This window comes from Candidatus Methylacidiphilales bacterium (assembly GCA_028713655.1).
In the GTDB taxonomy this organism is placed as follows: Bacteria; Verrucomicrobiota; Verrucomicrobiia; order Methylacidiphilales; family JAAUTS01; genus JAQTNW01.
Genome location: JAQTNW010000043.1, coordinates 20,380 through 31,978, shown reverse-complemented (window position 1 = coordinate 31,978; position 11,599 = coordinate 20,380). Strand labels below are relative to the sequence as shown.

The following is an 11,599-nucleotide window of genomic DNA, read 5'->3' as shown; positions in this document are numbered from 1 at the left end:
GGACTTGGTCAACGCGGCAGGGTGGAAAAAACTCTGGATTAGGATCAAGATCGAGAGGGAGATTTCTCGACTTTTGCGGAACCGGATTTACGCTCAGTAGAACAAACCGTCTAACCAGCGCATCCAGCCAATGACCTACTCCGTCACGCCTCCTGCTTTCGCTTCGCTCCTGCCAGGAGCCGCGCCGTCGCAGGTCATGCCTGATGCGTGTCGTTAGCAGAATAAAAACATGAAAGTATCCCCCCTGCTTCTCGCTATCATTGTATGTGCTGCTCGGGTTCATGCGCAGGTCGACTCTCCTCCGGCCTTATCGCTAGCCAAAGCAGCATCTGTCGCAGAAGCGAAAATCGCGGAATTAAAATTGCCTAGCGATTATTATCTCCGTTCTATTACCCTCTATCCTACCTTTCCGGTGTATCCCACAGCTTACTCTAATACCGCCACCGCGCAGGGTTCCACACCTTACTATTTGGCAACATACGCTCCCACCATATGTCGAAGGGTGGGGAACACCCTTCTTCCGCCAGAGAAGCAGAAGTATATCAGAATTGATTTGGACGGTACTGCGTCCGTTGTCGAAGGGTATTTGCTTGTGAGGCAGAAGATTATGACCGAGAATAAATAAAACTGCTAACCAGTGCATCCAGGCCAATGACCTACTCCGTCACGCCTCCTGCTAGTCGCTACGCTCCTGCCAGGAGTCGCGCCGTCGCAGGTCATGCCTGATGCGTGACGTTCGGAAGATAAATATGACTGATGTCACCTCACTTTGCGGACCAGTAGAGAAAATGGAGAGAAACTAATGCTTCGCATTCCTCTAGATGCGGGTGGAGATAAGCTTGCAGAGTGCAGCGAAGGAATCAGCGAGATTCAAGATGGATTCCTTTGTATCGAGATCAGGGATTGGCTTGCCCAAAAGCTGAATATTATAGAAGGAAGTTTTGTTACGGTCGATAATACGGATGGAAAGTTCAACATCCGGTTAGAAACAGAAGAATGAAGAATCCGAACCATGTCATTGACCCAACGCGCTTCGCGCGCGGGTCATGACGGACGTTCGGATTACAAAAAATGAAAAAATTCTACAGTCCTTATTCGATACTCGCGGGCTCTATCATTGGCTTTGTTCTGGCCTTTACCTTTTACGCGATCACAGGATTGAAAAACCCGGGATTTTTTGCCGATGTTTCACTTCTCAGAAAGATAGCTGATGGAATCTGCATTGTTGCATTCATGTCTCTTGGGACCCAGATTGCCGACATTATTTTTAGATTAATAACTCCAAAACAAAAGGAATGAATCTAAAGCCAGAAAATCCGAACCAGCGCATCCAGACCAATGACCTACTCCGTCACGCCTCCTGCTTGTCGCTACGCTCCGGCAGGAGCCGCGCCGTCGCAGGTCATGCCTGATGCGTGACGTTGGCGATTTCGCGTTTGCACCAATAACCCTCCACCAATACACTGGAAACCCATGATTGATCCCTTAACCGTCGTTCAAGTTGTCACCGCCACGAAGACCGCTCTCGAAATTTTCGACAAGATTAGCGGCCAGATCAAATCAGTGCTTCTAAAGCGCCCGAAAGAAGCGGAGGGCGACGACGAGCGCTGGCGTTACAAGATTACCGGCGAAGACGACAAAATCGTGGTTCGACAGCAGGGCAACACGATTCAGACGCTAACGCGCGATGAACTCGCGCAAAAACTCAAACCATCAGATTTGAGTTTGGTAGAGACCTACGAAGAACACATGGAGCGGGGCTTTCGCATCTGGCAGAAGGTTTATCGACAGAAAGACGCTTCGCCCGATCCACGCGTAAACGCACAGGTTGATGAACAGCTCGTCGATATCATCAAAGGCATGAAGGGAGATCTTACCGGAATCATCGAGTTTCTCCGACGCCTTCAAGTCATGCTAGATGATCATTATGAGCACGTCCGACACTTAGTCGAGGAACTCGACGGGAGCCGGAACTGACTCCAACCAATCGACTAACCATGCGCTGCAGCGAACAGGCTCCGCGGTCACGGCACCTGCGGCCGACCACCGCCACCTTTCCACTCACCGGCAGGTGCCGCGCCCGCTCCGCCTGTCGCTGAGCTTGGGGACGTTGGTGTAATAATCACACTTTCACACAATCAACAAAACAACAACCAACCAGAAAACACATTATGGGAGCATGGAACTTCGGACCATTTGACAACGATGATGCAGGCGATTGGCTTTATGAACTTGAGAAGTCGTCTGATACATCAGCGATTGCTGACGCGCTACACCGCGTTACCGACATTGGCGATGAGTATTTAGAAGCCCCAGATTGTTCCAGTGCCATTGCAGCGGCAGAGATTATCGCAGCACTCCACGGCCAGCCTGTCGCCAAGTTCCCCGACAACGCCAAACAGTGGGTGGACACGCACGGTACGCTCAACGCCGCCGCTCTCGTTCCGACTGCACTGGCTGCACTTCAACGCATCCGAACCAACTCCGAGCTGAAAGAACTCTGGGATGAGTCCGACGATGCGCCCAAGTGGTATGCGACGATCGATGACCTTGCCAAACGACTCAATACCTAACCAGACAGTGCTACCAATATCCTTCCGCGCTGGTAGTTGTGCAAAGCGCCGGTTTTGCTTGGCGCTCAGTCACGCATCCTGCTTGGGCAGGCTGCGCGCTTCGCTGGCTCGGCAGAAGGGCAGTCACCGGCAGTTTATCCACCCGCAGAAACCGGGGTTGAGAGTCACTGTGGCAGGCCACCCAAAATTAGACGTGCCAAAAGGCACTCAGAATAGTATTTTCAAACAAGCAGGATGGAAATAAGGAGAAATTATGCGCTACGCGGTTTTAATTGAAAAATCCGAAACTGGATACGGTGCTTATGTCCCTGATCTTCCCGGATGTATTGCCGTGGGCGAAACCATCGAAGAAACCGAAAAACTGATTAAAGAAGCAGTTGAGTTTCACCTTGATGGCCTCAGAGAAGATGGGGTGGACATTCCATCTCCTTCTTCTGTTGCAGAATACGTCGAAGTATAAAACACCGAACCAGGCGCTGCACCCAACAGCCTTCATGCCGGGCGTTCCGCCCTTCATGATTCCTGCTTACGCAGGAACCGGCTGTGGGTGAGCTTGGACAATGAAAATATTGCCATTCTGCATTTTGTGGTTATTCTACCATTATGAGTGTTGCAGAACTTGAAAAGGCTGTTTCCCTGCTTCCCCCGCAGGAACTGTCCCTGTTTTCCCAGTGGTTTGAGGAGTTTGTTGCAGATCAGTGGGATAAACAGTTTGAAGCAGATGTTGCGTCCGGCAGGCTCGACCGCCTCGCCCTCAAAGCGGACGAGGATTTTGAGGCCGGACGCTGTACGCCTTTGTGAAACATTTTGCCTCCCCCGATTTCTGGTTCCATTACCGTCGGTAGCCAGACAATATTCAGAAACTCGCAGATAAAAATTTTGAGATTTTCAAAACCCACCCCGAGAATCCAAATTTAAGATTTAAGAAAGTGGGAGTATTTTGGTCAGTCCGTGTCGGTGCTCATTATCGAGCAGTAGCGAAAATACGCAAAGAGGGATTGGTCTGGATTTGGATCGGACACCATTCGGAATACGATCAAATTCTGAAATGAAAATGTCGAACCAGTGCATCCAGGCCAATGACCTGCTCCGTCACGCCTCCTGCTAGTCGCTACGCTCCGTCAGGAGCCGCGCCGTCGCAGGTCATGCCCGATGCGTGACGTTGATCAAAAAACAATTTGACAGCACTGCATACTTTGTGTACGTCTGTATTACAGAAGAATACAGAGGGAGATGTCATGAGTATTGCAGTGTCCATCCGATTGCCAGATGTTTTAGCCAAGGAATTAAAATCCATTGCTGAAGAAACTGAGCGCCCCCGTTCATTTCACATTCAAAAAGCCCTTGAAAGTTACGTTGAGGACTTTGCAGATGTGCAAATCGCTTTAGATCGTTTACGCGACCAAAAAGATTCGATTATTTCAAGCCGGGAACTGAGGAAATCACTTGGCCTATAAAATCGATTACAAAAAGAGCGTCGAAAAAGACCTTGCACATATTAGCAAGCCTGAAGCAAAACGCATACTTGATAAGATTGATAAAACCTTGGTTGCACGCCCTACTGATTATCCCATGCTTAAGGGGGAATTTTCAGGTATGAGAAAACTCAGGGTTGGAGATTATCGGGTGATTTTTGTTATTCTCGATGCCGAAGTGCTTGTCTTGCGTATAGGACATCGAAAAGAAATATACGGCAGATGACTTCTGCATCTCATTTCCACATTTTCCCCTGGTTACGGCTTGGGTTGGGGCGGGGTGATTTCTTTTTGCGTTTCGGTTGAAAGCTGGCGCCAGCGGGTTTGGGTGGCGCGTTGGGCGGCGATTTGCGGAACCTGGAAATAAACCGCCTTGGCCGGGTGGTGCTGCATCAGGCTGTCGTAAACCGCAAAGGCGTCAGTTGGGCGGTTGAGTTGGATGTAGTAATCCGCCAGTTTCAATGAGGCTCGGATGGCGGTGTTTTCGGAGGTGGCGAACAGTGCGGCCTGGCGGTAGGCGGAAATAATTTCTTCCGGAGGCTGGTTTAGCTTGAATAAAATGTCCGCATACCCTTCCTGGAACGACCCGGAATCGCCGACAAATTTGGAGAGGGTGCGCATCTGGTTCAAACGCTCTTCCAGCGGGCGCTCGTTCTGCGCGGCCAGCAGTCGGCACATGCGGAGGATGAGCCAGGGAAGTTTTTCGGATTTCTGGTCGGCAGCCAGTTTGACGCTTTCAAACAGATGCCGCGGGAAGGGGCGGTAGAGGGGGTCGCCGACCATGGTGATGGTCCAGGACAGCGCCGGTTCGGATTGGTAGGCGGCCTCGCCAAACGAAAGGCCCGCGAGCAGGTTCCGGAAAAAGACATAGACGTTGGGTGTGAGCTTCAAATAGGGTTCGTACACGGAACCCATGGTGGCGGCCACTCCTCGGCTGACCAGGGGGCCGACCCAGAATTTATCCGGGCTGCGGATCGATTCGGCGCTGAACGAATGGAGGTGATAGGCAATGGCGCCCGGTTGGAAACGGAAGTCGGGCTGCAAAAACGGCCCGGAACAATCCTGGGTGTACCAGCCGCCGTACAAAGCGACGGCGTCCCACGGCGTGTCGGCGGGCACGACTTCCGGCGAGGTATCCAAGGATGTTTCTAAGCCGGCTTTGGAGGCGGCGTCGGCCGCCTGGCGCATCCAGTCGTCCCCGATAAAATAAGGGTCCTTTGGGTCCGTGATGTTGCGGGAATCGAAATAAGCGCGTCCGGTCAGCTCGATTTTTTCCGTTTCGATGGCGGAATCAATCATGGCCCTGACATCGGAGGGTTGCGGGCCGTCCAGGCGCGCGACGAGGATCATCCAGTCGGCATAGGCCTGGCTGAAGGGGCGGATGAATTTTTCCGAATAATAGGGATTTGGAACAAAGCCGGCGGCAGGGAATCCAAGACAAGGCAGAAGCGCCAACTCGGAATCGACCGCCGCGCGGTTGGGGCGCAAGGGTTCGGCGATTTGGAGGAGAGGGGGCAGGGTGGAATCTTCCTCAATGCGCAGGGGAATGCCGCGGATGAGCACCAGCGCCCAGATCGGATTGTTTTCAGTCCTTTGGATCCTGAGCTTTTGGATCGTGGAGGGGACGGTACACTCAATCCGCTTGAACCACCCCTTTCCGGTCAGGTAGTCGTCGATGGGTTGGCGGATTTGTTCCTCGAAGGCCTTGCGCGAGACGGTCTCGTCGGCGGGGCAGCGGATGCCCAGGACGTGATCCGCGCCGATGTTGCGGGCTTGGGCGTAATACCGGGCCAGGGATTCGCTTGACGGTTCGTTTTCATTGTACACCACCATGACATGGCGGTTGAGTTCCCGTTCCGGTTGCGCGGGCGCGGGATCGGTTGTCTGGCCGATTGCCGCGAGGCAGGGCAGGAGAAAGAGAAGCGGAATGGACGGGTTAACCTGCATATTTCATACTCATTTCAATGGTCAACCTGTTAGCGCCGGGACGTAACAGCGGAAAGATACGAACTGGGCATATGCAGGCTATTGCAAAACCGCCTCCAAATAAGGCAGTTCCAATTCAAAAATCAAAACAAAATACCCATTCAGGCGGTTTTGCTTGTAACCCGGATGTTCCTGCACCCCAGTTCCTGCCACACTTTGGAGCAGGACACTTTGCTGAGATTTTCAGAAGCGTGTGAAACATCCGGGTTAAGGGCCTTCATTTCATAAGTCCAGGCTCAGGCCATCATACGCGAGGAAGACCCCCGCAGGCAGTTCCTTTTCCTTGCGGACATGCATGATGTTGTGGGTCAGATGGGTCAGGTATGTGGTTTTGGCCCGGGCCTGGCGGGCCACGTCGATGGCCGCCTTGATGTGCAGGTGGGTGGGGTGGGGGTTGTCGCGCAAACCGTCGATGATCAAAACCGGAATGTCCTGCAGCAGGGCGGCTGTTTCTTCCGGTACGGAAGCGCAATCGGGTATATAGGCAGCTTTTTTCACGCCTTGATCGCACACAATATAGCCGTAGGTGGGCATCGTGCCATGAATGACGCGCAACGGGATAAAGCTGGTTTGGCCGATCTCGAATTGCTTGCGGATTTTGTGAGGCAGGACGCGGACGTAGGTGGGGATGATTTCGGGCGGGTTGAAGGCATAAGGGAATATGGTTTCGAGATGTTCCAGCGTGTCGGCGGAGCCATAGATGGGCATGGGATTTCCGCTGATTGCGCAGTAGCGCCGCAGGTCGTCGAAGCCGATGATGTGGTCGTTGTGGCCGTGTGTGTAAACCACGGCATCCAGGTGGTTCAATCCGTGGAGCAGAGCCTGCGAGCGGAAGTCGGGCGTGGTGTCGATCAGGATGGTTTTGTCGTTTTGAATCACGACGGAGGACCTGAAGCGTTTGTCCCGGGGGTCGCTGGAATGGCAGACTTCGCAGGGGCAGCCTATCATGGGTACTCCCAGGGAGGTGCCGGTTCCGAGAAAGAGGAGTCGCATGGGAAAGGGGTCAGGCCGCCTGATATCGGCCATCAAGCACCGTGGTGATTTGGAGTTTGCCTTGGCGCGGTCGGTTTGGCTTTGGTGGATTTACTAGGCTCATTATTTTTTTCTGTATCTTCATTCCCGGTTGGCCAATTGCCTACGGACTATTGCCGATAGCCGATAGCCGATAGCCGATAACCAATCGTCGATTGTCAATTGTCGATCAGGCAGTCCCATTACCGTCACTGTAACTGAATCCCCCGGCCAAATCCACACCAGACATTTTAAGTTGCATTTTGGCAAAGCCGACACGAATATAAACGGCTTTAACTGCAGCCAAAACCCCAAAACCCACAATTCCTATTTATGAGCGCCGAGACCGAATCTGCCGTCCCATCCACCGAAGTCCTGGAACAAACCCCGCCCGCCCCCGAACAGGCGCAGAGCGACATCCAGGCGGTGGAATTTTGCAGGAACGCCCATGCCAGCATCCAGACCGAGCTTTCCAAAGTGATTGTCGGGCAGTCCCAGGTGGTTGAGGAAATCCTGATTGCCATCTTCACCCGGAGCCATGCGTTGTTGGTGGGTGTGCCCGGGCTGGCGAAGACGCTCTTGATTTCCACGCTTGCGCAAACCCTGCACATGAGTTTCCGGCGCATCCAGTTTACGCCGGACCTGATGCCCAGTGACATCACGGGCACCGAGGTTATTTACCAGGACCCGACCTCGGGCGAGAAGCAGTTCAAGTTCCTTCCCGGGCCGTTGTTTTCCAACATTGTGCTTGCGGACGAAATCAATCGTACGCCGCCCAAGACGCAGGCCGCGATGCTCGAGGCGATGCAGGAGCGGCGGGTGACGGTCGGCGGCAACACGCGCAAGCTTCCCGAACCATTTTTTGTGCTGGCCACGCAAAACCCGCTGGAACAGGAAGGCACGTATCCCCTGCCGGAAGCGCAATTGGACCGTTTCCTCTTCCTGATCTATGTGGATTATCCGAGTGACGACGAAGAATTCATGATCATGAAGATGGGCACGGGCATGGTGGGGGAAAAGCCCCAACCGGTTTTGAACGCCGAGCAGGTGCTTTTCATCCAGGAGACGGTCAAGACGATTCCGGTTCCCGACCATGTGTATATGTACGCCAAACGGATTGTGCGGGCCACGCGATGCAAGACGGAGGAAGCGCTGCCGTTTTGCAAAAAGTGGTTGAGTTTCGGGGCCGGCCCGCGCGCGAGCCTGGCGTTGATCATGGCGGCCAAGGCGCATGCCTTGATTCATGGGCAGGTGTATGTCGGTTGCCACAACGTCGCGGCTGTCGCCCATTCCATTCTGCGGCATCGCATGGCGTTGAATTTTGCGGCCCAGGGCGAGGAAATTACCACGGATAAAATCGTGGACATGCTGCTCGAAGAAATTCCCCAGAACGAACCTCTTGCTTAAGCGGCCGGCATGGAAAAGTCTGCCCGTCACGAATTGCTGGATCCCGACGCGCTCGCCCGGGGTGAGGCACTTGGGATCATGGCCCGCACAGTGGTCGAGGGATACCGTGTGGGGGAGCACCGTTCTCCGTTTCGCGGATTTGCCATCGAGTTTGCCCAGCACCGTGAATACACGGTCGGCGATGATTTGCGCCACCTGGACTGGAAGGTGCTTGGGAAAACCGACCGTTATTACATCAAGCAATACGAACAGGACACGAATTTTGTCGCCAGCATTGCGTTGGACGGCAGCGCGTCCATGAATTACGGGTCGGGCAAGCTCTCCAAATTTCAATATGCCAAGGCCCTGGCCGCGTGCCTGGCCTATCTGGTGGTGCTTCAGGGGGACTCCGTCTCGTTGCAGCTTTTTGACGAGAGAATCCGGGAAACGGCGCAGCGAACCGACAATGTGGGGAAACTTCTCCTGATCATGGACCAGTTGGCCGCTTTTGAGACCCGGGAAACGACGCATCTGGGCAACAGCCTGAATGACCTGGCGCAGATGATACGGTCCCGCGGCATCATCATTCTTATCAGCGATTTTTTCGATGATGAGGCTTCGATTGAAGCGGGAATCCAGCGCCTGCGTTTCGGCGGAAGCGAAGTCATTGTTTTCCATGTGCTCGACGCCTGCGAGCTGGAATTTCCATTTCAAGGCATGGTGGAATTTATCGGGCTGGAGGGGGGCGCCCGGCTGAAAATTGCGCCCGCCGATTTGCGCAAGAGCTACCTCAAAACCTTCAATGAATACCGCGAGCGCATCCGTTCCATTTGCGACCATGCGGGCTGTCATTATGTCCTTGTGAACACCGAAAAAACGCTGGCTGAAATCCTGAGCGAGTACCTGGCTTTCCGTCACAAGGTGACGTCGCGTTAGGAAAATTGCCCGGCAAGAAACAGCAGATTCAACCCCCATGACGTTCCTCAACTTTGGCGCCCTTTTCGGACTGGCTGCGATCGGCATTCCCATCGCCATCCATCTGCTGAACAAGATGCAGGTGCGCGAGATGCCGTGGGCGGCGATGCGTTTTTTGCTGGAGAGCATTGAAAAAAACCAGCGCCGCCTGCAAATCGAGGATCTCATTCTGCTTTTGCTGCGCTGCCTGCTCGTGGCTTTGCTGATTCTGGCGCTTTCCCGGCCAAATTGGGAATCGGGCAGGCACCAATCGGGCACCCATGTGGCCACCGCGGTGATGATCTTGGACAACTCCTACAGCATGGGGCTGACCAACGGGATCCAGACCCGGTTGGAACAGGCGCAGGCTGCGGCGGAACAAATCATCCAGGCATTCCCGCAAGGCTCTTCCTCGGCCCTGTTTTTTGCGTCAAACAACGTCCAGCCTGCGATTCCCGAGCCCACTTATGATTTCAACCTGCTGCGCAAAACGGTCCGCGACGCCAAGTTGACGGACCGGGCGACGGACCTGTCCGTGGCGTTGCAACTCGCGGTGGATACCCTGCAAAAGCACGGCGGGGGCGGGTCCAGGGAGATTTATCTCATTACGGATGGGCAGGCCAACGGCTGGGGGCAGCTTGATCAACTGAGCAAACAAATGTCCGAGATCCAGAAGCAGATCGCGGTGCATATCATTCTGGTGGGAGACCAGAGCGAGAGCAATCTGGGCGTCACGGGATTGCGACTGGACAACGGCCTGGCGCCTGTCAACCAGCCCCTGCGTTGCAGCGTCGAGATCAGCAATGGAAGCCAAAGCGAAGTGCGGGACGTCCGGGTCAGCCTGCAGGTGGATGATGAGCCTTCCATCGATGAAAAGATCATCGACCGCATCGCTGCGCGGTCATCCCGCAGCGTGTCGCTTTTTGCAAAAATCCGTTCAGACGGCTATCATACGATAACAGCCAAAATTCCTCCGGACCGCCTGCCCGCGGACGATCATCGCACTTTGGCGTTGCATGCCGTCCACAAGGTGAAAGTCTTGCTCATCCAGGGATCGGCATCCTCGGTGCGTTCGCAATCCGACGACTTTTTTGTCAGGAATGCGCTTGTGCCGGTGGCGCCCGCCGAGGTGGACAGCTATTACATCAAAACAACCAGCATCACCGCCTCGCAACTGAGCGGAATCTCATTGGATGACTACGACGCCGTCTTTCTTCTGGGGGTCGATTCGCTGGCGCTTACGCAGGTTCAGACGTTTATGGACTACGTCCGGCAGGGTGGAGGCCTGGCAATCCTTCCGGGACCCCATTGCGACCTCGATTTTTACAACGGACAATTGGGGCGGGGAAACTTTTTGCCGGCCCGGCTCGGTATTACGAAAGGAGACCCGAACCAGCATGACAAGCCGTTCATCCTGCAATCGAAGGACTACGATCATCCCATCAGCGCGCTTTGGAACGACCCGATGGCGGGCACGCTGGTTTCGTCCCATTTTTACGCTTATTACCCGCTCACGCCCGCGCCTTGGAAAGCGCCGGCCAAGGGGGATGCAAATCCGCCGGATGGGCAGCCGCGCGTGGTTCTTCATTTTGAGGGTGGCGATCCGGCCGTCGTGGAACACACATGGGGATTGGGGCGGGTTGTTTTATTCTCGGGCAGCGCGACACTTGTTTGGAATGATTTGCCCATCCACCCGGCATTTGTTCCCCTCATGAACCGGATGCTGGGTTCTCTGGTTGAACGGCAGGAGGAAGGCTTGAACATCGCAGTGGGGCAAAAATTCTCGTACGCCGTGAGCAACGACCTGCTGAACAAGGACGTGAGTGTGAGGGTGCCGGGGATCCAGAGCCTCCCGCGCATCGTGGGCAAGGTTGCCTTGGTGAACGGAAGCCCCACCGTACAATATGACGGGGCCGACAAGGCGGGCGCCTACTGTGTCACCATTGGACGCGCTCCTGGTACCACGCTTTACTTTGCGGCGCAGGCCGACCCCGCCGAATCCAACCTGACGCCTTTGTCGCCCGAGCAGTTGAAGGTGCTTGGGAGCGCGGCCGAGGTGGTGAAATGGGGCCCGGAGACTTCTTTTAAAGCAAAACTTTCCGCCGCGCGGATTGGCCGGGAATTGTGGTTTCCGCTGCTGATTCTGGCGCTGGTTTTGGCCGCGCTTGAAACATTCCTGGCACAACGCTTTAGCCAATCGAGGTGACCTGAAGC

General features: G+C 54.5%; 13 protein-coding genes. 11 read left to right on the top strand and 2 right to left on the bottom strand.

Annotation, left to right across the window (positions count from 1 at the left end; all coding sequences use genetic code 11):
- The first annotated feature begins 802 nt into the window (after positions 1 to 802).
- The 8 genes from PHD76_12595 (at position 803) to PHD76_12560 (ending at position 4,274) form a co-directional block, all read left to right on the top strand.
- The gene (locus PHD76_12595; GenBank protein ID MDD5262676.1) at positions 803 to 1,000 is read left to right on the top strand and encodes a hypothetical protein; all 198 of its coding nucleotides are present in this window, start codon (positions 803 to 805) and stop codon (positions 998 to 1,000) included.
- Between the two features lie 71 nt (positions 1,001 to 1,071).
- Complete coding sequence (locus tag PHD76_12590) at positions 1,072 to 1,299, top strand: hypothetical protein (protein ID MDD5262675.1); 228 nt, start codon at positions 1,072 to 1,074, stop codon at positions 1,297 to 1,299.
- A 174-nt stretch (positions 1,300 to 1,473) separates the two neighbouring features.
- Complete coding sequence (locus PHD76_12585; protein MDD5262674.1) at positions 1,474 to 1,977, top strand: hypothetical protein; 504 nt, start codon at positions 1,474 to 1,476, stop codon at positions 1,975 to 1,977.
- Positions 1,978 to 2,171: 194 nt separating this feature from the next.
- Positions 2,172 to 2,573, top strand: a complete 402-nt coding sequence (locus tag PHD76_12580; GenBank protein ID MDD5262673.1) for a DUF4259 domain-containing protein — start codon at positions 2,172 to 2,174, stop codon at positions 2,571 to 2,573.
- A gap of 253 nt (positions 2,574 to 2,826) precedes the next feature.
- The gene (locus tag PHD76_12575) at positions 2,827 to 3,033 is read left to right on the top strand and encodes a type II toxin-antitoxin system HicB family antitoxin (GenBank protein MDD5262672.1); all 207 of its coding nucleotides are present in this window, start codon (positions 2,827 to 2,829) and stop codon (positions 3,031 to 3,033) included.
- A gap of 143 nt (positions 3,034 to 3,176) precedes the next feature.
- Positions 3,177 to 3,374 carry a hypothetical protein gene (locus PHD76_12570; protein ID MDD5262671.1) on the top strand — a complete coding sequence of 66 codons (198 nt, stop codon included), beginning with the start codon at positions 3,177 to 3,179 and terminating at the stop codon, positions 3,372 to 3,374.
- Positions 3,375 to 3,811: 437 nt separating this feature from the next.
- Positions 3,812 to 4,030 (top strand): ribbon-helix-helix protein, CopG family, encoded by a 219-nt coding sequence (locus PHD76_12565; GenBank protein ID MDD5262670.1) that lies wholly within the window; start codon positions 3,812 to 3,814, stop codon positions 4,028 to 4,030.
- Positions 4,020 to 4,274 carry a type II toxin-antitoxin system RelE/ParE family toxin gene (locus PHD76_12560; protein ID MDD5262669.1) on the top strand — a complete coding sequence of 85 codons (255 nt, stop codon included), beginning with the start codon at positions 4,020 to 4,022 and terminating at the stop codon, positions 4,272 to 4,274. Before PHD76_12565 ends, PHD76_12560 begins: the two co-directional genes overlap by 11 nt.
- A 32-nt stretch (positions 4,275 to 4,306) precedes the next feature.
- On the opposite strand, the gene PHD76_12555 is transcribed toward PHD76_12560, so the two are convergent.
- Together PHD76_12555 and PHD76_12550 are read right to left on the bottom strand one after the other, a co-directional pair.
- Positions 4,307 to 5,995, bottom strand: a complete 1,689-nt coding sequence (locus PHD76_12555) for a TIGR03790 family protein (protein ID MDD5262668.1) — start codon at positions 5,993 to 5,995, stop codon at positions 4,307 to 4,309.
- Positions 5,996 to 6,256: 261 nt separating this feature from the next.
- Entirely contained in the window at positions 6,257 to 7,027 is a 771-nt protein-coding gene (locus PHD76_12550; GenBank protein ID MDD5262667.1) for an MBL fold metallo-hydrolase, read from the bottom strand.
- A gap of 351 nt (positions 7,028 to 7,378) precedes the next feature.
- On the opposite strand from PHD76_12550, the gene PHD76_12545 reads away from it, so the two are divergent.
- The 3 genes from PHD76_12545 to PHD76_12535 are packed head-to-tail and all read left to right on the top strand — an operon-like array spanning position 7,379 to position 11,591.
- Positions 7,379 to 8,452 (top strand): MoxR family ATPase, encoded by a 1,074-nt coding sequence (locus PHD76_12545; GenBank protein MDD5262666.1) that lies wholly within the window; start codon positions 7,379 to 7,381, stop codon positions 8,450 to 8,452.
- Between the two features lie 9 nt (positions 8,453 to 8,461).
- On the top strand, positions 8,462 to 9,367 hold the full coding sequence (locus PHD76_12540) for a DUF58 domain-containing protein (protein MDD5262665.1): 906 nt from the start codon (positions 8,462 to 8,464) through the stop codon (positions 9,365 to 9,367).
- Positions 9,368 to 9,404: 37 nt separating this feature from the next.
- Positions 9,405 to 11,591 (top strand): BatA domain-containing protein, encoded by a 2,187-nt coding sequence (locus tag PHD76_12535; protein MDD5262664.1) that lies wholly within the window; start codon positions 9,405 to 9,407, stop codon positions 11,589 to 11,591.
- Positions 11,592 to 11,599: the final 8 nt, after the last annotated feature.

Bases quoted from the DNA above. Each gene is read 5' to 3' on its own strand.
- PHD76_12595 (MDD5262676.1), top strand. From the start codon at position 803: ATGCTTCGCATTCCTCTAGATGCGGGTGGAGATAAGCTTGCAGAGTGC.
- PHD76_12590 (MDD5262675.1), top strand. From the start codon at position 1,072: ATGAAAAAATTCTACAGTCCTTATTCGATACTCGCGGGCTCTATCATT.
- PHD76_12585 (MDD5262674.1), top strand. From the start codon at position 1,474: ATGATTGATCCCTTAACCGTCGTTCAAGTTGTCACCGCCACGAAGACC.
- PHD76_12580 (MDD5262673.1), top strand. From the start codon at position 2,172: ATGGGAGCATGGAACTTCGGACCATTTGACAACGATGATGCAGGCGAT.
- PHD76_12575 (MDD5262672.1), top strand. From the start codon at position 2,827: ATGCGCTACGCGGTTTTAATTGAAAAATCCGAAACTGGATACGGTGCT.
- PHD76_12570 (MDD5262671.1), top strand. From the start codon at position 3,177: ATGAGTGTTGCAGAACTTGAAAAGGCTGTTTCCCTGCTTCCCCCGCAG.
- PHD76_12565 (MDD5262670.1), top strand. From the start codon at position 3,812: ATGAGTATTGCAGTGTCCATCCGATTGCCAGATGTTTTAGCCAAGGAA.
- PHD76_12555 (MDD5262668.1), bottom strand. From the start codon at position 5,995: ATGCAGGTTAACCCGTCCATTCCGCTTCTCTTTCTCCTGCCCTGCCTC.
- PHD76_12550 (MDD5262667.1), bottom strand. From the start codon at position 7,027: ATGCGACTCCTCTTTCTCGGAACCGGCACCTCCCTGGGAGTACCCATG.
- PHD76_12545 (MDD5262666.1), top strand. From the start codon at position 7,379: ATGAGCGCCGAGACCGAATCTGCCGTCCCATCCACCGAAGTCCTGGAA.
- PHD76_12540 (MDD5262665.1), top strand. From the start codon at position 8,462: ATGGAAAAGTCTGCCCGTCACGAATTGCTGGATCCCGACGCGCTCGCC.
- PHD76_12535 (MDD5262664.1), top strand. From the start codon at position 9,405: ATGACGTTCCTCAACTTTGGCGCCCTTTTCGGACTGGCTGCGATCGGC.